The 17,068-nt window shown below is 72.4% G+C and carries 15 protein-coding genes and 1 riboswitch; of the genes, 9 read left to right on the forward strand and 6 right to left on the reverse strand.

The window, feature by feature from the left end:
* Positions 1–60: 60 nt before the first annotated feature.
* A complete protein-coding gene (locus ACFVU9_RS01495) occupies positions 61–210 on the forward strand; it encodes a hypothetical protein (protein ID WP_380448147.1) in 150 nt (49 codons plus the stop codon).
* A gap of 44 nt (positions 211–254) precedes the next feature.
* A complete protein-coding gene (locus ACFVU9_RS01500) occupies positions 255–902 on the forward strand; it encodes a hypothetical protein (protein ID WP_387588832.1) in 648 nt (215 codons plus the stop codon).
* Between the two features lie 260 nt (positions 903–1,162).
* On the opposite strand, the gene ACFVU9_RS01505 is transcribed toward ACFVU9_RS01500, so the two are convergent.
* Together ACFVU9_RS01505 and ACFVU9_RS01510 are read right to left on the reverse strand one after the other, a co-directional pair.
* Positions 1,163–2,422, reverse strand: a complete 1,260-nt coding sequence (locus ACFVU9_RS01505; RefSeq protein ID WP_387588834.1) for an esterase/lipase family protein — start codon at positions 2,420–2,422, stop codon at positions 1,163–1,165.
* A 256-nt stretch (positions 2,423–2,678) separates the two neighbouring features.
* Entirely contained in the window at positions 2,679–4,292 is a 1,614-nt protein-coding gene (locus ACFVU9_RS01510) for an FAD-dependent monooxygenase (protein WP_387588836.1), read from the reverse strand.
* Between the two features lie 175 nt (positions 4,293–4,467).
* Here ACFVU9_RS01510 and ACFVU9_RS01515 point away from each other — a divergent pair, with 175 nt between their 5' ends.
* The 3 genes from ACFVU9_RS01515 to ACFVU9_RS01525 all read left to right on the forward strand — a co-directional run bounded on the left by ACFVU9_RS01515 (position 4,468) and on the right by ACFVU9_RS01525 (position 6,457).
* The gene (locus ACFVU9_RS01515; RefSeq protein WP_380495174.1) at positions 4,468–4,800 is read left to right on the forward strand and encodes a metalloregulator ArsR/SmtB family transcription factor; all 333 of its coding nucleotides are present in this window, start codon (positions 4,468–4,470) and stop codon (positions 4,798–4,800) included.
* Entirely contained in the window at positions 4,797–5,543 is a 747-nt protein-coding gene (locus ACFVU9_RS01520; RefSeq protein WP_387588837.1) for a DUF2071 domain-containing protein, read from the forward strand. The genes ACFVU9_RS01515 and ACFVU9_RS01520 overlap by 4 nt, the downstream gene beginning before the upstream one ends.
* 224 nt (positions 5,544–5,767) lie before the next feature.
* Positions 5,768–6,457, forward strand: coding sequence for a Tat pathway signal sequence domain protein (locus ACFVU9_RS01525; protein ID WP_380448135.1), 690 nt, complete (start codon positions 5,768–5,770; stop codon positions 6,455–6,457).
* Between the two features lie 49 nt (positions 6,458–6,506).
* Here the strand turns inward: ACFVU9_RS01525 and ACFVU9_RS01530 are convergent, their stop codons facing one another.
* The 4 genes from ACFVU9_RS01530 to ACFVU9_RS01545 form a co-directional block, all read right to left on the reverse strand.
* The gene (locus ACFVU9_RS01530; protein WP_380501391.1) at positions 6,507–7,079 is read right to left on the reverse strand and encodes an NUDIX domain-containing protein; all 573 of its coding nucleotides are present in this window, start codon (positions 7,077–7,079) and stop codon (positions 6,507–6,509) included.
* A 118-nt stretch (positions 7,080–7,197) separates the two neighbouring features.
* Complete coding sequence (locus ACFVU9_RS01535; protein WP_387588840.1) at positions 7,198–7,731, reverse strand: hypothetical protein; 534 nt, start codon at positions 7,729–7,731, stop codon at positions 7,198–7,200.
* Between the two features lie 133 nt (positions 7,732–7,864).
* Complete coding sequence (locus ACFVU9_RS01540) at positions 7,865–8,422, reverse strand: hypothetical protein (protein ID WP_387588842.1); 558 nt, start codon at positions 8,420–8,422, stop codon at positions 7,865–7,867.
* 88 nt (positions 8,423–8,510) lie between these two features.
* Positions 8,511–9,935: a serine/threonine-protein kinase gene (locus tag ACFVU9_RS01545; protein ID WP_387588844.1), complete on the reverse strand. Its 1,425-nt coding sequence runs from the start codon at positions 9,933–9,935 to the stop codon at positions 8,511–8,513.
* A 166-nt stretch (positions 9,936–10,101) separates the two neighbouring features.
* On the opposite strand from ACFVU9_RS01545, the gene ACFVU9_RS01550 reads away from it, so the two are divergent.
* The 4 genes from ACFVU9_RS01550 to ACFVU9_RS01565 all read left to right on the forward strand — a co-directional run bounded on the left by ACFVU9_RS01550 (position 10,102) and on the right by ACFVU9_RS01565 (position 16,965).
* The gene (locus tag ACFVU9_RS01550; RefSeq protein WP_380448125.1) at positions 10,102–10,833 is read left to right on the forward strand and encodes a hypothetical protein; all 732 of its coding nucleotides are present in this window, start codon (positions 10,102–10,104) and stop codon (positions 10,831–10,833) included.
* Between the two features lie 581 nt (positions 10,834–11,414).
* A riboswitch (M-box (ykoK) riboswitch) is annotated at positions 11,415–11,594 on the forward strand.
* Between the two features lie 311 nt (positions 11,595–11,905).
* Positions 11,906–13,273: a magnesium transporter MgtE N-terminal domain-containing protein gene (locus ACFVU9_RS01555; protein WP_380495190.1), complete on the forward strand. Its 1,368-nt coding sequence runs from the start codon at positions 11,906–11,908 to the stop codon at positions 13,271–13,273.
* Positions 13,270–14,595, forward strand: a complete 1,326-nt coding sequence (locus ACFVU9_RS01560; RefSeq protein WP_380501385.1) for an NRAMP family divalent metal transporter — start codon at positions 13,270–13,272, stop codon at positions 14,593–14,595. The genes ACFVU9_RS01555 and ACFVU9_RS01560 overlap by 4 nt, the downstream gene beginning before the upstream one ends.
* A 438-nt stretch (positions 14,596–15,033) precedes the next feature.
* A complete protein-coding gene (locus tag ACFVU9_RS01565) occupies positions 15,034–16,965 on the forward strand; it encodes an ABC transporter ATP-binding protein (RefSeq protein ID WP_387588847.1) in 1,932 nt (643 codons plus the stop codon).
* The last annotated feature ends 103 nt before the right edge of the window (positions 16,966–17,068 follow it).

Here is a 17,068-nt window from a genome sequence, read left to right on the forward strand (position 1 = left end):
CACTGTGGGAGGCCGTCATGACCAACCGGCCGGACTACGCCCGGGCCCTCGTGGCCGCCGGTGCCGATCCCTGGCGCCCCCAGCTCGGCGGTTCCCCTGAGGAGGTCCTGGTCGGCTACCTCTACCGCCACCACCACGAGCGCCCGCGCCGTCACCGGCCCCGCCGACATCTGGGTCCGGCTGCCCGACATCGACTACTGGGAGCGCTGAAAATCCGGTCGTGGAAGCCACCGCCGGACTGTCATCCTCGCTGCATGCTGCTGAAACTGACCGGCTCCAGCTGTTCCGGGAAGTCCACGCTCGCCTTCGCCGTGGCCGGCCGGCTCCGGCAGGTCGCCGTGCACGACTTCGACGAGGTCGGGGTGCCGGAGAACGCCGACCGCCAGTGGCGGCACCGGATGACCGAGCTGTGGGTGCGTCGCGCCCTGACGTACCAGGACCGCGGCGCCGACCTCCTGTTGACCGGCCAGTCCCCGCTGGGCGAGGTCCTGGCGGCGCCCTCGGCCCCGCTGCTGGACGGGATCGCAGTGTGCCTGGTCGATGTCGCCGACGACGTCCGCCGGGAGAGGCTCACCGCACGGGACGCAGGGCGGTGGGACTCCTCCGCCGTGGACGCCTTCCTCGGCTGGGCGGCCTGGCACCGCGGTCACGCACGCGATCCCCGCCACCGGCCGGACGTCATCACCGGCGGCAGCGGCCCGGAGATGGCCTGGCACCGCTGGACGACCTGGACCGCCGCGGACCCCCGGTGGCACACCCACCGGCTCGACACGACGGGCCGACCTGCCACGGACTCCGTCGACCAACTGGAGCAATGGGTCTCCGACCAACGCGAAGCACACCGCACCGGCCACCTGCCCCTGGCCCCCGGCTGGACGGCCATCACCGACCACACCACCTGACCCACTGACCCGCACAGGAAGTCGGCCGCTCCGACTTCTCGATCGCCAAGCACCCTTCCTCGCCGACCAGCCCGCACCGAGCGCCCACCGCCAGGCTCAGTGGGTCCGGCGCGGGGATCGGTCGGATGCCCAGTGGACCGGGTTGGCACCGCCGGTGGGACACGGTGTGCCGGGTTCGCGTGCCACACCGGCCGTGAGCGTCGGCGGCGGGCGGCCCTGGGTGGGCGGGCGCCTCGGCGGCAGCCCGCCCACCCTTGTGGCTACTCGGCCGTGACGATCTCGTTCACGATCCACGCGCCGAGTTCTTCGGTCATCGTGGTGTGCCCCTCGTTGCGACTGGCGCACGCGAAGGCGTCGAGTGCACTGCCGTCCGGGGTGATCGGCTGGTAGAGGGCCTTCGGGTCGCTGATGTCCCCGGCGGCGACGGCGCTGATGGCCGGGATGAAGCAGGACGTCGTGATGACGTCCGGGTCCACGGTGTTGCCGAGAAGACCCATCAGCACGGCGGCCAGGCCGAAACTGCCGGTGTCGCCCACCGGGGACGGCGCAGTGAACAGGCCCCCGGGGGCGCCGTCGATGTCGGGCAGCCCGCTGGTGCGGACCCGCACCGGCTCGCCGCCGGTCTTCTGCAGGCGGGCGACTTCCTGGTCACCCTGCGCCTGGGTCTTGAGCCACGTGTCGTGCAGCGTCTCACCGTCGCACTTCACCGCGGTCTCGTCGGCCTTGACGCCGTTGCCGTCGCCGGAGTGCACACCATTGGCGACACCGATCTTGCGGACGTTCCGCGGCCAGCCACCGACCGCGTCGAGCGCCCGGAGGAACGCCGCCCGCTCCTCTGCCTGCTCCGCGGTGCCGTCAGCCTTCGCGATGTGCCACCGCGCCATCTGCTTCGCGGCCGTGCTGTTGAGCAGCCCGGAGAACTGGCGCAGGACGGGCCCCAGGGTGGGCTCGTCTCCCCAGTTGTCCGTCGCGAAGTGCGTGAACGCCTGGAGGGCGATGGGGAACCATGCGCCCTGGTGGGGGGTGTCGTAGGAGAGGTAGAGGGCCGTCTCGTGGTCGGGAAGGGCGGGGTCCTGCTCCATCTTCGCCAGCGCGTAGCGGGTGACCAGTCCGCCCATGCTGAATCCGCCCACGGTCAGCTTCGCCCTGCCGACCCGCTCCATGATGGTCCTGCGGATACAGTCGATGACGGTGTCGGCGTTGGCCGTGATCGACGCCGTCCGGTCCTCGTAGCCGAGGATGATGACGTCGCGCCCGGTCGCGTGGAGTTCGGAGATGAAGCGGAAGTCGCCGTTCTCCTCCAGGCCGTTCCAGAGCTGGTCGAGGTTGCTCGCCCCGCTCGAGAAGCCGTCGGAGAGGATGACGGGACGGACGAGCTGCCTGCGGTTCAGCGGGCTGTAGTAGACCCAGGCGGTTCCGCCGGCGAGGGCCCACTCCTCATGCGGTTCCGGAGCGGGGGGAAGCGAGGACCGGGCCCCAGGGGCAACCTGACCCCAGACATCAACGACGGGTGCAGACATAGCAGTTGACTCCTTACGTACTTCCCGGGCTCGCCGAACGGCTGACCTCAAACGGCACCCTAAGGAGGGAAGCAGCACTACCGAGGACAGTGGACACGTGGTTCACCCGAAGGTGGCCGCCTTCGCCCCGAAGGGTGTGCGCGTCCGCGAGATGGGCATAGTGCTCCGACCACCCGCTGCCCTCAGCCCACTCAGGGAAGGAAAAGGCACCGCCCGGCGATGCGCTCGACACCGAGCGAAGCACCGACCGCCAGGCTCACCCCGCCGCGAACGTGCGCCGCAGATGCCCGACCAAACGCCCCGGGTCGCCGACCGAAAGGCGCGCGCCCAGGTAGCCGTCCGGCCGGATCACGAAGGCCTCGCCGTCCGTCGCCGCGTACGCCTCCCGGAAGGCACCGCCCGCGTCCCGGAGGCTCGGGAGAAACAGCCCGGCCGACGGCTCGGCCCCGCACGCGAAGACGACATACGTGTTCAGCAGCCCGTGCGCCGCCGCCCCCGCCACCTCGGCGCAGGCCTGCAGGCTGCGCAGCTCCGTCTCCGGCCCCGCGTACAGCAGCAGCGTGTGGTGCGGGCTGCGCAGCAGGTCGAAGAGCCGCACGGGGTGCGACACCAGCGGGCGCTCCAACTGCCCGCAGTCCGGCGCCCGGTCGCCGGGAACGGGCACCTCGGCACCCTCCAGCGCACCCTCCAACTCGCCCTCCAACTCGCCCTCCGGCTCGCTCAGCGGCCCGCCCCGGTAGTTCACCAGCAGCTGTGCCTCGCGCCGCAGCTCCAGCCCCTCCCCGGTGAAGCCGGACCGGGCGTGCCGGACGGTGCGCCCCACGACCTCCTCACCCACCGGGTGGCGCTCGGTGTGGTAGGTGCCGAGGAGCCCGTCGGCGGCCAGGCCGCGCACGGCGAGTGCCAGCTTCCAGGCCAGGTTGTACGCGTCCTGGATGCCGGTGTTCATGCCCTGGCCGCCGGTCGGCGGGTGGATGTGGGCGGCGTCGCCGGCGAGGAAGACCCGGCCGTCGGCGTAGCGGTCCGCGAGGCGGTGGCTGATCCGGAAGGAGGAGGACCAGCGCAGGTCACCGATCGTGGCCGGGCGCGGCGACAGCCGGTCGACGACCGCCTGGAGGTCGGCGAGCGAGGGCCGCCAGCCGTCCTCCAGCCCGTGCGCGACGCCGCCGTCCGCCTCCGCCGGCTGCTCGGCGGGCGCGAGCATCGACAGGCGGTAACGACCCTCGGGCAGCGGGACGCAGATCAGCGCGTCGCCATCGGTCCCCATGGACCGCACGGCCCAACCCTCGGGGAGGTCCCAGTCGACGGCGACGTCGCCCAGCATGTAGCGCGAGGGGAAGGCGTCCCCCTCGAAGCCGATCCCGAGCGACCGCCGCACCCGGCTGTGCGCGCCGTCGCAGCCGATGACGTACTGCGCCGACACCTCCTCGTCACCCTCCGGAGTCGCCAGCGAGGCCCGGACGCGCCCGTCCTCCTGCACCAGGCCCGTCAGCTCGCAGCGCCGCTCGACCGCGGCTCCGAAACCCGCCAGGTGCTCCGTGAGCAGGCGTTCCGTCCTGTACTGCGGCAGCGCGGCGAACCCGTACGGCACGTCCGGCGGCAGGCGCAGGTCGAGGCGCGGCCCGGGCTCGCCGTTCAGGTACGTCAGCTGCCCCTTGAGCGGCACGGCCTCGTCGAGCACGCGCGGGAGCAGCCCCATCGCGTCCCACAGCTCCAGCGTGCGCGGCTGGATCCCGACGGCCTTGGCGTACGGCTGCGCCGCCGCCAGGCGGTCGACGATCCGGCACGCGACGCCCCGGCGGCGCAGCTCGGCGGCGGCCGTCAGCCCGACCGGTCCGGCTCCCACGACCAGTACGTCCGTCTCGCCCATGCGTGCTCGCTCCTCGCGGCCCCGGCCCCCTCTCCTCCAGCCTCCGCCTGCTCCCGACGGCCCGCCAGCCCGCCAACCCGCCAGCCCGCCAGCCCACCAACCCGCCAACCCGCCAACCCACAGAAAGCTCACAGAGCACTTGTTAGACATTTAGCCAAGATGCTAAATAGAAGGCATGACAGAAGCCCAGGACGAGGCGGGAGCCTTCCGCGCCCTCGCCGATCCGACGCGGCGCCAGATCCTCGAAGACCTGCGGGGCGGCGAGCTCGCGGCCGGCGAGATCGCCGCCAGGTTCGCGATCAGCGCACCGTCCATCTCACGCCACCTCGGCGTGCTCAAGGGCGCCGGACTCGTCACCGAGCGGCGGGAGGGCAACCGGATCATCTACGCCCTCGCCGAGGAACGCCTGGCCATGTGCGTCGGCCGGTTCCTCAGCGCCGTCTGCCCCGAACAGATCGTGCTCCGCCACACCAAGTGGCGGCCCAAAACCGAGGGCGAGGGATCATGAGGCAGCCGAAGCTGTCCAGCGTCGTCGAACGACGCCTCCTGGTGAACTACCGCGTCGACCCGGACGTCGCCGCACGACTGCTCCCCGGCCCGCTGCGCCCCCACCTGGCGAACGGCCACGCGGTCGCGGGCATCTGCCTGCTGCGCCTCGGCGAGGTCCGGCCCGCCTGGGCGCCCAGGGTGTTCGGGCTGCGGAGCGAGAACGCCGCGCACCGCATCGCCGTCGAGTGGGACGGCCCCGACGGCGTCGAGAGCGGCGTCTACATCCCCCGGCGCGACACGGCTTCGCCGCTCAACGCCTGGGCCGGCGGCCGCCTCTTCCCCGGCGAACACGGCCGCGCGGACTTCGAGGTCCACGAGACCCCCGACCGGGTGCGCGTCGCACTGGCCGCCCGGGACGGCGGCACGCGCGTGGACGTCACCGTCGACCTGGCCGACGACCTGCGGGGCAGCGAACTCTTCGCCGACCTCACCGAAGCCTCCCGCTTCTTCCGGCTCGGCGCGAAGGGCTTCTCCCCCACGAGGGCCGGCCACCACCTGGACGGCATGGAACTGGGAACCGACGCCTGGCACGTGGACGCCGGCCGGGTCCGCTCCGCCGCATCGTCCTTCTTCGACGACCCGGACCGCTTCCCCCCGGGCAGCGCGATGCTCGACTGCGCCCTCGTCATGCGCGACGTCCCCGTCAGGTGGCAGCCGCTCCCGCCCATGGCATGCGAACAGGAGGCCTGGATCGCCGGCTGACGATCGACCGGCGGTGGAGCATCCTGACCGGGCCCGGCCGCCGCCCAGGCCCACTCGTCCGCCGCGAACCTGCTCTTGCTGACGAAATGTCAGCAACTGCCGCCCACTGCCTTGACGGTGCACTGCCACAGGCCTAGAACGTAGGCAGCCGCCCGGATCCCCACCCTCCGGGCGCAGCGAAAGTTCGTCTTCTCGATCCCCCTCACCGAGGAAGAGGCTTTCCCATGCGCCTTCGCCGCCACCTCGCCGCCACCGCCGCCGTCGCCGCGGTCGTCCTGGGCGCGATTCCCGCGTCCGCCGCCCAGGCACCGGATCAAATAGCCGACGCGGCAGCCGTGTTGACCACCGACAGTGCCGGAACCACCGCCGTCGCCGTGGGCGACGCGCTCGTCGCGCCGCTCGCCGCCAACACCAGCGCCACCTTCTACTCGACCGCCACCAGCACCACCGGCGTCACCTGTGCGACGTCCCAGCTCTCGGCCACCGTCCTGACCAACCCCGCCGCACCCGGCACGGCGACGGAGTCCTTCACCGGGCTCACCTTCGACTCGTGCACGGCCAATGTCACCGGCGTCACGAACGTCGAGAGCCTGACCGTCGGCAACCTGCCCTTCACCCTGTCCGTCGACGACGGCGCGGGCCTCCCGCTCACCCTCGTCGGCGGCGCGGCCGGGCCGATCCAGGCCAGCGCCGTGCTCGACACCTGGTTCGGCACGATCACCTGCACCTACCAGCTCAGCGGCAGCTTCACCGGCAACGCCGACAACGGCGCCCACAGCCTGACCTTCACCAACGAGCACTTCGCCAAGAGCGACGGCTCCTCGCTCTGCCCGGGCGACGGCTACTTCTCCGCCACCTTCGGGCCCGTCACCGACACCACCGCCACCGGCAGCCCGGCGGTCACCGTCAACTGACGCGAAACCCGGGTCCGCGGACGGTCCCGCCGTCCGCGGACCCGGCACGTCACGCGCCGCGATGGCGCTGGAACAACGCCAGGGCGGCGATGGACGCCGCGTCCTTGAAGGAGCCCTCGGCGATGAGTCGCCACACCTCAGCCTCGGAGAACCAGCGGCTGACCAGCCCCGCCTCCGTCTCCTCCAGATTCGGATCCCCGGCGGTGAGGTCCGTGGCCAGGAGGACGTGGAAACCCTGGTCGCAGTACCCGTACGCCTCGTACAGGTGCCCCAGCGGCGTCATGGTGCCGGCCCTCAGCCCCGTCTCCTCGGCGAGTTCACCGCGGGCGAGGGCGAGCGGGTCCGCGTGCGGCTCGTCCTCCCAAGAGCCTTGCGGGAACTCCCAGTAACGGCCCTTCACGGTGTACCGGTACTGCTCGACGAGGTGGAAGCCGCCGTCGGCGTACGGGACGACGAGCGCGAAGTCCGGCTTCTCCACGACCCCGTAGAGGCCCTCGGCACCGTCGTGGCGCAGGGTCCTGTCCTCGCGGACGGTCATCCAGCGGTTCCGGTAGACGACGGTGCTGCTGGTGGCCACCAACTCGTGCTCGGGCAGCGCCTGGTGCGGGGTCTCCATGTCCATGGGCCGACGCTAGCCGATCGCCTTCCGCCGGTCGGATCCCGAACGGTGCCCGAAGGGCCCGACGGCCACACGTACCGGCCGGGCCGCACCGGGCCCAGCCGGTCGGCCGGTCAGCCGGTCAGCCGGTCGGCTCGTCAAAGGCGACCTGGATGGTGAACGGCTCCGAGCTGTTCACGCTCGGGTCGTCGGGGCTCGTGACCGACACCCGCCCACCGGTCAGCGGCTCCGAGGCGTCATTCGGGATCCGCACCGGCACGAGCGCGGTCGCCGTCCGCTCCGACTCCAGGCCTGCCTCGAACGTGCAGGTCACCGTCCAGATCTTGTCGCTCTTGTGCCGCTTGCACGTCCTCGGGAAGAAGGGCTCCTCCGGGACTGCCCCGGGCGGCATCGTGATTTTGACGACGAGCGCCGGCGCGGCCTTCGCCGTCTCGTTGGCGACGATCCCGTGCACCGTCGTCATGCCCCCCGGTGCCGCCGCGTCGGGGTCCTCCTGGATCACCACAATGGACCCCGGGGCGAGCCTCGGCCGTTCCACCGGGCCCGCCGCACCGAGCATCCCGGCCACCGCACCGCACACCACCGCCGCAACTGCCAACCTACGCAGCATCAACCGCACCTCTCGCGCTCCATGGATCCCCCGGTCACCGGTCACGCTAGGGGCCACCGTCCGCCCCCGAGTCCACGACGCGAGCCGAACGGCACCCGTCACCCTCACGGCTGAACCGGAGGGCAACGACAGGGGCCCCGGACGCCGTCCTCGCACCCGGGGCCCCACCGCACCGCCGTCAGTCCTGGGTCACGCCGATCGCCCGGGCCAGGGCTTCCAGGCCGTAGCGGCTGACGTGCTCCGAGTTGGCCAGGTCGATCGTCCGGACGCCCTCAGTGGCGAGGCGCTCGTTGATCTCCTCCAGGTGCTCCTGGACGACCTGCTTCTCGGCGTCGGTCGTACGGCCCTTGTGCGGGCGGCCGGCGTTCTCCAGGCTCGCGTAGTTGACCTTCTCCTTGACGGCGAGCGACGCCGCGCTCTGGCTCGGGACGGACCGGGCGACCGGCTTGGCGCCGCGCAGCACCTCGGCCATCGGCGCCGCCGAGGCCAGCCGGTCGAACGCCCCGGCCTCCATGACGACCGTCCGGGGCTCGTCCGAGCCCGGGAGGTGGAGCTCGATCGTCACCAGGTCGAGCGCCAGCTCCTCCACCGCCACCAGCTCACCTGCGAGCGCCTCGATCTCGACCGGCCCGTCCGTCAGACCGGGGTGCCGGTGGACCACGATGCGCACCAGGTCGTCGTCGTTCTCCACGTGCTCGCCGGTCAGGTCCGAGAACCGGATGATCTTCTGGCCCATGTCTGCCTCTCTTGCCTTGTCGTCCGCGAAGAGCCTACGCCCGGATGATCTTCGTCCGGTCCAGCCTCGGTCCGGCCCCGGCCCGGCGTCAGGAGCGACGGCTGCCGGGGGCCTTCCACCAGAGGAGCCAGCCGGCGGTGGCGACGATCAGCGCGTTCAGCAGGAGCATGTCCGGGGCCCGGCTGTAGCCGAGCATGCCCCGGAACCCCTGGGATTCGATGTACGTGTTCCCGTAGAACAGCGCCACGTCGAGGACGAGGAAGAGGGCCCACACCAGCCCGGGGTGGAAGCGAGGCCGGGGCAGCGCGTGCACGAGCGAGAACACGGCCGTGGCCACGATCAAGGGCAGGTAGTAGGAGGGCGAGAACTGCCCCACGAAGTTCCACGGCGCCGCCAGGCCGAGGGCCCAGAGCACCGCCATGGTGCCGCCGAACTGCACCAGCCGGGCCACGACCGGATTGCCCCGGGGAGCAGCGAGGACCCCGTCGGCACCTGGCGAATGGGGCGCGGTCTGCTGGTGCGGCGCGAAGCCGCCGTCGGGCGTCGGCGTTTGGTGCGGGAACGTGCCGAGCACCGACCGCAGCGGCTCCCCGGACGGCGGCGGGTAGCCCAGGGCCGGCCCGAAGCCCGGCGGCTGCGGCGGCTGCGGCGGCGCGTCGACCCGGGTCGGCGGCGGGACGACCGGGGCCGGCTCACCCCGGATCACCGACTCCAGCGCCGCGATGGCCTGTTCGGCCGTCAGCCGCTGCGCCGGGTCCTTGGTGAGCAGCCCGGCGAGCACCGGCGCGAGGGCACCGGCCCGCTGGGTCGGACGCGGCGGCTGGGTGACGACGGCGATGCACAGCGCGCTGAACGTGTCGGCGTGGAACGGCGCTTGGCCCTCCACGGCCGCGTACAGCGTCGCGCCGAGCGACCACAGGTCGTTGGCGGGCGTCGGCGGTTTGCCCTCCAACTGCTCGGGGGCCATGTAGGCGGGAGTGCCGATGACGGCGCCGGTCCGGGTGAGCGCGGTCGTCGCGTCGGCCATGTGCGCGATGCCGAAGTCGGTGAGGATGACGCGCTCGTCCATCAGCAGGACGTTGTCCGGCTTGAGATCGCGGTGGACGATCCCCGCCGCGTGCGCCTGCTGGAGCGCCTTGAGCATCGCGACGCCGATCTCGGCCACCCGCCGCGTCGGCAGCGCGCCGTCCCGGCCGAGCAGCGCGGCGAGCGAGGCGCCGGTCACGTACTCCATGACGATCACGGGCGCGCCCTCGTGCTCGACCACGTCGTGCACGGTGATGATGCCCGGGTGGTTGAGCCGCGCGGCGGCGAGCGCTTCGCGCAGCGTGCGCTGGAGGAGCTGCTCGCGGTGCTCGTCGTCGACGCCGGCCGGCAGGAGCACCTCCTTCACGGCGACGTCCCGCCCGAGGGTCTCGTCGCGCCCCCGCCACACGCGGCCCATGCCGCCCTGCCCGATGAGGTCGTGGAGCCGGTACCGACCCCCGACGACTGCCCCGTTCGATGCTGTCACGGGCCCATACCTTAGTGGCGTGCCGCTGTCCCCGGACACGCCGCGGTACAGACCCGTCGGTCCGGGCCTATCCGTCCGGGCCCGCCGGCACGGCCCGGTCCGCGGGAAGCCGCTTGGTCATAAATTGGGTATCGCGCACCAGTTCGGGACTGCTAGCGTCCTCGACGTGGCAAAGCTGAACCAGATCATCGCCGTCGAAAAAGGCGTCAAGTCCAAGTCCTTCCAGGAGCTGACCCAGGCCCACCAGGACCTGCAGAAGCCCGCGCTGCTGGCCGGGATCTCCCGCACCTACCAGCCCAAGGACGAGGAGGGCGAGCAGCTGCCGCCGGAGTCGACCCGGGTGCAGCTCAAGGCCGAGGACATCCTGCGGTCCACCTCGACGACCCTCACCCGGCTGTTCGACGTGACGGCCACCAAGGACTGGGCCAACCTCGGTGCCCGCGCCGACGTGGTGGTGGACGGCCAGGTGCTGCTCGCCCAGGTGCCCGTCCCGTACCTGCTCTTCCTGGAGAAGCAGCTCACCGACCTGTTCACCTTCGTGCGCAAGCTCCCGGTGCTGGACGCCTCCGAGTCGTGGAACCTCGACCCGTCCACCGACTCGTGGAAGACCGAACCGGTGCGCACCATCCGGACCAAGAAGGTGCCGCGCAACCACGTCAAGGCCGAGGCCACCGAGAAGCACCCGGCCCAGGTCGAGGTCTACTACGAGGACGTCCCGGTCGGGTACTGGACGACCGTCAAGTTCTCCGGCGCCCTGCCCGCCCGGCGCGTGAACGAGCTCGCCGAACGGGTGGAGAAGCTCCAGCAGGCGGTCAAGTTCGCCCGCGAGGAGGCCAACGCCGTGGAGGTCACCGACCAGCGCGTGGGCGACGCCGTCTTCGGCTACCTGTTCAGGTAGCCTCCTGATCACCCGTCCGGGGAGCCGGGCGGGTGCACCGAACGGCGCCGAGAACCCTCCGGGAGACCGGATGGGGGCGCTCGCGCGGTGCGAAAAAGCTGACACTGATGTTGAAGCTGACCCAGGGGTCACAGTGGAGGTTCAAATCCTCCCCCCGGCACCACCGGCCGGGGTAGCCCAAGCCAGGCAGAGGCGGGCCCCGTCAAACTCAGACTCTCGCTCCAGTCTCAGCATTCGCCGCCGAACACCGGATCGACCGGGTGCGGACGAACATCGACGAATGCAGGTTCAAGTCCTGCCTGTGCCGCTCCGTGGCACGGTAGTTCAACGGCAGAACGCGTCGGTTTCAATCTGATCCGCGGCCCTTAAACGTGCCGGTGTGAGCAATTGGGCGGCACACAGGGGCCCGGGAGCAGGCTACGCTCCCGGGTCCTCTCGCCTTCCCGGCCCCCGCGTACGCCTCCGCTCGCGCGCGCCCCGACGCGCGCCCGGCGGCTCCCCCGCTGGTCGGGGCGGGGTCAAGCTCAGGTCAAGGGTTATGCCGGAGGGATGGCAAGGCCCTATCCTGTCAAGGATTCGAAAAGACACCTCGTTCGGTGAGGCGTCTTCACGGACACAGGCCACTGATCCCACCCGTCGAGAGACGCTCCGGATCAGGACAGGTCTCCCCGGCCCAAGGGGTGACCCCAAGTGGCTTCCCCGCCCGAACCGGCCGGGGACACGCCGTGGAGTGCCAAAGCTCTGACGAGTTGGGGTGCATCGGGCGGTGACGTCCGTCCGCCCTGCCATGCCGCCGCGGCGCCGGATCGCGGCCGAGATCGGGAGGGGGCGTGATGGACGGAAGTCCTGGCCATAGTCGGCCCTTCACCGTTTCGTTCCCGCCGTCCTTCTTCCGCTGCTCCAGGCGGCTCCTCCTTCCCTGACCTGCCGGGTCCGCTCCGCTTCCCCCCTCGCGTCCACGTGACGCGGGAGGCCCCTGCGCGCGCCCGGTGAGCCCTGCGGTCAAGGTTGGCAGCGCCATGCCACCGGGCGGCCCGATGTCCCGTCCTGCCGGGGCAAGGGGGGTTTCTCCATGGCCACCACCACGCTGTTCTCGTCCGCCACGGCGCGCCTTCGCGACCGCACGGTCGAAGCCGAGCGCCGCACCACCGTCACCAAGGCCGTCCGCTCGTCGCTCGTCTCGCTCGCCGGGCTGGTCGGCGGCCCGGTCACCAACCAGGCCGGCGAGGAGGTGGGCCGCGTCGTCGACGTCGTCGCCCGCCTCTACGGGCCGGAGCCCTACCCGCCCGTCACCGGCCTGATCATCCGCATAGGCCGGCGCCGCGCGTTCATCGCGGCGACCGCCGTCGAGCGGATCCACACCTGCGGAGTGCGGCTGCGCACCTCCCGCGTCGACCTGCGCGAGTTCAACCGCAGGCCCGGCGAGGTGCTGCTCGCCCGTGACGTGATGGACCACCAGCTCGTCGACGTCGACGGCGTCCAGGTCACCCGCGCCGCCGACCTCTACCTCGCCCCGCTCGCCGCCCGCACCGTCCTGGTCGGCGTCGACGTCTCGCTGCCCACCCTCCTGCGCCGCCTCGGCCCGCGCCGCTGGCAGATCCGCCCCACCCCGGACGGCGTCCTGGACTGGCAGTCCGTCGCCCCCTTCGGCGAGCAGGCCACCCACGGCCCCGCCGAGGTGCGGCTGCGCGCCTCCCGCTCCGCGCTGCACCGGCTGCGCCCGGCCGACCTCGCCGACATCCTGGAGGACCTCGGCCGCCACGAGCGCCAGCAGCTGCTCGGCTGGCTGGAGCCGGAGCACGCGGCGGACGCCCTGGAGGAGATGGAGCCCGCCGAGCTGGAGAACCTCCTGCGCGAGGCGCCGCCCGAGCACGCCGCCCGGCTGGTCGACGAGATGGAGCCGGACGAAGCCGCCGACGCCCTGCGCGACCTCAACCCGGGCGAGCGCGAGAACCTGCTGGCCCGGATGCCCGAGCCCGAGGCCGCCGAGCTGCGCTCCCTGCTCACCCACCGCGAGGGCACGGCCGGCGGCGCGATGACCACCCTGCTCGTCACCGCCGAGTCCGCCCAGACCGTCGGCGAGGTGCGGGCCGAACTCGCCGCGCAGGCCGAACACCGCACCGACATCGACGCGGTGACCGTCCTCGACGACGACGGCGTCCTGGTCGGCGACATCCCGCTGTTCGACCTCGCCGTCGCCGAGGACACCACCGTGATCGCCGACCTGGTCGCCTGGCGGGCCCAGTTCGGCCCGCCGGTGACCGTCCGCCCCGACACCCGCCTCGCCGAGGCAGCCCACCACCTGGTCGCGGCCCGCGCCACCTCCCTGCTCGTGGTCGACGACACCGACCGCCCCCTCGGCCGGGTCCTGGCCGACGACATCCTCGACTCGCTGCTCCCCGAGCGCGGGCGCCTGCACTTCCGGAGGCTCCTCAAGTGACCCGCGACCTCGACACCCGCCCCGGCGCCGACGCGTCCGCGGCCGCGCCGGCCGAGCCGCGGTCGTCCGCGCCCTCGCCCGGACGCCGAAGAGGCTTCCGCCGGATCGCCGCCGTCGCGATGGTGGCCGGTCCCGGGCTGGTCGCGGCCAACGCCGGCAACGACGCCGCCGGCATCGCCACCTACGCCAGCGCCGGCTCCCAGTTCACCTACGGGACGCTGTTCTTCATGGTGCTCGTCACCATCGCCCTGGTGATGGTGCAGGAGATGGCCGTCCGGCTCGGCGCGCACACCGGCAAGGGCCTGGGCGCGCTCATCCGCGAGCAGTTCAGCCTGCGGCTCACCGCGCTCGCCGTGTTCTGCCTGCTGCTGGCCAACACCGGGCTGGTCGTCAGCGAGTTCGCCGGGATCGGCGCGGCCTTCGAACTGCTCGGGGTGCCCAAGTGGGCGGTCATCCCGCCGGCCGCCGTCCTGCTCTGGTCGCTGGTGCTGTTCGGCTCGTACAAGTGGGCCGAGCGCATCTTCCTGGTGATGTCGCTGGCGTTCTTCGCCTACCCCGTCGCCATGGTCATGGGCCACCCGGACTGGGGGCAGGTCGGCGAGCACCTGGTCGTCCCGCACCTGGAGCCCAGCAAGGACTTCATCCTGCTGGCCGTCGCGCTGATCGGCACGACCGTCAGCCCGTACATGCAGTTCTACGCGGCGGCCGGCGTCGTCGACCGCGGTGCCAAGCCGGCCGACTACAAGCTGATCCGGGCGGACGCCGTGCTCGGCGCGGTGTTCGCGTGCGTGATCAGCCTGACGATCATCATCGCGACCGCCTCGGCGATCGGCGGCACCGGCCCGCTGGAGTCCGCCTCCGAGGCCGCCGAGGCGCTCAAGCCGGTCGCCGGGCACGGCGCCGAGCTGCTGTTCGCCTTCGGGCTGATGGGCGCCTCCGCCCTGGCCGGCGCCGTGGTGCCGCTCTCCGCCAGCTACGCGATCGGCGAGGCCGCGGGCGTCGAGCGCTCCGTGTCGCGCAGCTTCCGCGACGCGCCGCTGTTCCTCGGGCTGTTCACCGCCCAGATCGCGCTCGGCGCCATCGTGGCGCTGACCCCGGTGGACCTCATCCAGCTGCTGATCGGCACCCAGGTGCTCCAGGGCCTGATCAGCCCGATCGTGCTGGTCTACCTCCTGGTGCTCACCAACCGCCGGTCCGTCCTCGGCGACGCGGCCAACAGCCCCCGCTACCGCGTCGTGGCCACCGTCGCGGTCGTCGGCGTCGCACTCATGTCGACGATCCTGCTGGGCCAGACCGTCCTCGGCTGGTTCGGCATCGGCTGACCGACCGGGAACCGCCACCGGGCCTGTCGTCCACGGACGGCAGGCCCGGTGGCGTTCGGGGCCCCCGCGCGCGCCGCACGACCAGCCGAACGAGTGAATCCGGCATCGGGTCCGCGGCGCCGTCCGACCTCCCCCGCCGACGTCTCCGCGCCTTGCGCGCCCGGCTTCCCGCCGCTCCACGGGCCTCCCGCCGGGTGCTCGAAAACACCCCGTTCGACCCGGGCTCGCCCGGGAGCAAATCGCTTGAACGACGGGCTCGAACAGCACCATCATCGGACCTCCGCCGCCCGCCGTGCAGCCTCAACTCCGTTGTCCCTTTGCCCATTTGGGCTCTACTTGGGCTGCCCGGCGACGGCTCCGCACGTCCGTTCACGCGCCTGGAGGAGCTGTGGTGAATCCCCCTACCCCGGTGTTCAACGACCCCCGCGAGGTGGGAGCATGAGCGCCCCGACCCAGCGGTCCGCCGACGGCGTCAACGCCCCCGACGACGCCGACGAGGAACTCACGTGGCTGGCCGACCGCCGCCGCATCGAGACCATCGAGGCGATCAGCGTCGGCGCGATGGCCCGCCGCCTGCCCACGCTCGTCGTCCGCGCCTTCCGCCTCGGCTGGCGCATCGACCGGTTCTCCGTCGCCCTGCTCCTCGCCTGCCAGGTCCTCTCCGCCGTGCTCGGCGCGACCGGCCTGCTCGCCACGACCGGCACCATCGCCGCCCTGTTCGGCCCCGGCCGGGTGGGTGACAAGCTCGCGCACGCCGCGCCGTCGATCCTGGTGATCGCGGCCGCGGCCGGCGCCCGCTCGCTGCTCGGCATCACGATCCGCACCATCACCATCCACCTCTCCCCGCGCATCTCCCGCGAGGCCGAGGCGGCCGTCCTGCGCGCCACCGTCGCCGCCGAGCTCACCGCCTACGACACCGCCGGCTACAACGACGAACTGGACGCCGCCGACCGCGGCGCCGACGTGTGCGTCGACATCGTCGGCGAGGCGCAGAACCTGATCGCCTCCGTCGCCTCGCTCATCGGCGCCGCCGGCGTCCTCACCGTCCTCCACCCCCTCCTGCTCCCGCTGCTGGTGCTCGCCGCGCTGCCGCAGGGCTTCGCGTCGGTGCGCGCCGCCCGGGTCCAGTTCCTCGCGAACCGGGCCACCATCGGCGACCGCCGGATCATGGCCAACCTGCGCTGGTACATCCACGTCAAACGCAACGCCGACCAGATCCGCTCCGACACCATGGGCGACTTCCTGCTCGAGAAGTACGAGCACGTCGGCCGCCGCCTCGACGCCACCTCCCGCCGGGCCGCACTGCAGAGCGCCCGCGTCTCGGTGCTCGGCGCCGCCGCCACCGGGCTCGGCACCGCCCTCGTGTGGGCGGCGATGCTCTGGCTCGTCAGCACCGGCCGCATGGGCCTCCCCCAGGGCGGCGCGGCGGTGTTCGCGCTCGGCGCGGTCGGCACCAGCCTGCACGGCATCGTCGGCTACGGCGCCGACCTGTTCCGCACCGGCATGTACCTCGACGACTGGTCCACCTTCCTCGACACCGCCGGCGGCCACCGCCCCCGGCGCGGCGACCGGGTGCCGGAGCCCCCGCGCCGCATCGCCGTCGAGGACCTCCGCTACGCCTACCCCTCCTCCGAACGCACGGCGCTCGACGGCGTGAACCTGCACGTCGAACGCGGCGAGATCCTGGCCCTCGTCGGCGAGAACGGCTCCGGCAAGACCACCCTCGCCAAACTCCTGTCCGGCCTCTACCTGCCCACCGCCGGATCCGTGCGGTGGGACGGCCACGACACTCGCGACCTCGACCCGCACGCCCTGTGGCACCAGGTCGCCGTCGTCCCCCAGGACTACGCCCGGTGGCCGCTCACCTGCCGCGACAACATCACCCTCGGCCAGCCCGCCGCCGACGGCGACGCCGCCGTGCTGCGCGCCGCCGAGGCCTCCGGCGCGGCCGAGGTCGTCGCCAAGCTCCGCCGGGGCCTGTCCACGCTCCTGGCCGTCGAGTGGATGGGCGGCGAGGAACTCTCCGGCGGCCAGTGGCAGCGCCTCGCGATCGCCCGCGCCTTCCACCGCGAGGCCGGCCTCCTGGTCCTCGACGAACCCACCGCCGCCCTCGACCCGCGCGCCGAGCACCGCATCTTCCGCAACCTGCGCGCCGTCGCGCAGGAGCGGGCGGTCGTCCTCGTCACGCACCGGCTCACGAACGTGGCCGTCGCCGACCGCATCGTCGTCCTGGAGGACGGCAAGGTCCTCCAGGAGGGCACCTTCACCCAGCTGGTGGCCGAGAAGGGCGGCCGCTTCCGCGAATTGTGGGACCTCCAGAACGAACGCAGCGGCCTGCCCGCCCAACGCCCGGGATCCACGATTAGCTAGCTTCCGGCTGCCGTCGGACTCCTGCGGTCTTCCCCGCCCGGACAGTACGGGTGTTCCGTACCGTCCGGGCACCGCGGTACGGTCGGTGGTCACCGACCGGGAG

This window comes from Kitasatospora sp. NPDC057936 (genome assembly GCF_042887525.1).
Lineage (GTDB): Bacteria > Actinomycetota > Actinomycetes > Streptomycetales > Streptomycetaceae > Kitasatospora.

Coding starts and splice junctions, on each gene's coding strand:
- ACFVU9_RS01500 (WP_387588832.1), top strand. CDS start 255: ATGCTGCTGAAACTGACCGGCTCCAGCTGTTCCGGGAAGTCCACGCTC.
- ACFVU9_RS01505 (WP_387588834.1), bottom strand. CDS start 2,422: ATGTCTGCACCCGTCGTTGATGTCTGGGGTCAGGTTGCCCCTGGGGCC.
- ACFVU9_RS01510 (WP_387588836.1), bottom strand. CDS start 4,292: ATGGGCGAGACGGACGTACTGGTCGTGGGAGCCGGACCGGTCGGGCTG.
- ACFVU9_RS01515 (WP_380495174.1), top strand. CDS start 4,468: ATGACAGAAGCCCAGGACGAGGCGGGAGCCTTCCGCGCCCTCGCCGAT.
- ACFVU9_RS01520 (WP_387588837.1), top strand. CDS start 4,797: ATGAGGCAGCCGAAGCTGTCCAGCGTCGTCGAACGACGCCTCCTGGTG.
- ACFVU9_RS01525 (WP_380448135.1), top strand. CDS start 5,768: ATGCGCCTTCGCCGCCACCTCGCCGCCACCGCCGCCGTCGCCGCGGTC.
- ACFVU9_RS01530 (WP_380501391.1), bottom strand. CDS start 7,079: ATGGACATGGAGACCCCGCACCAGGCGCTGCCCGAGCACGAGTTGGTG.
- ACFVU9_RS01540 (WP_387588842.1), bottom strand. CDS start 8,422: ATGGGCCAGAAGATCATCCGGTTCTCGGACCTGACCGGCGAGCACGTG.
- ACFVU9_RS01555 (WP_380495190.1), top strand. CDS start 11,906: ATGGCCACCACCACGCTGTTCTCGTCCGCCACGGCGCGCCTTCGCGAC.
- ACFVU9_RS01565 (WP_387588847.1), top strand. CDS start 15,034: ATGAGCGCCCCGACCCAGCGGTCCGCCGACGGCGTCAACGCCCCCGAC.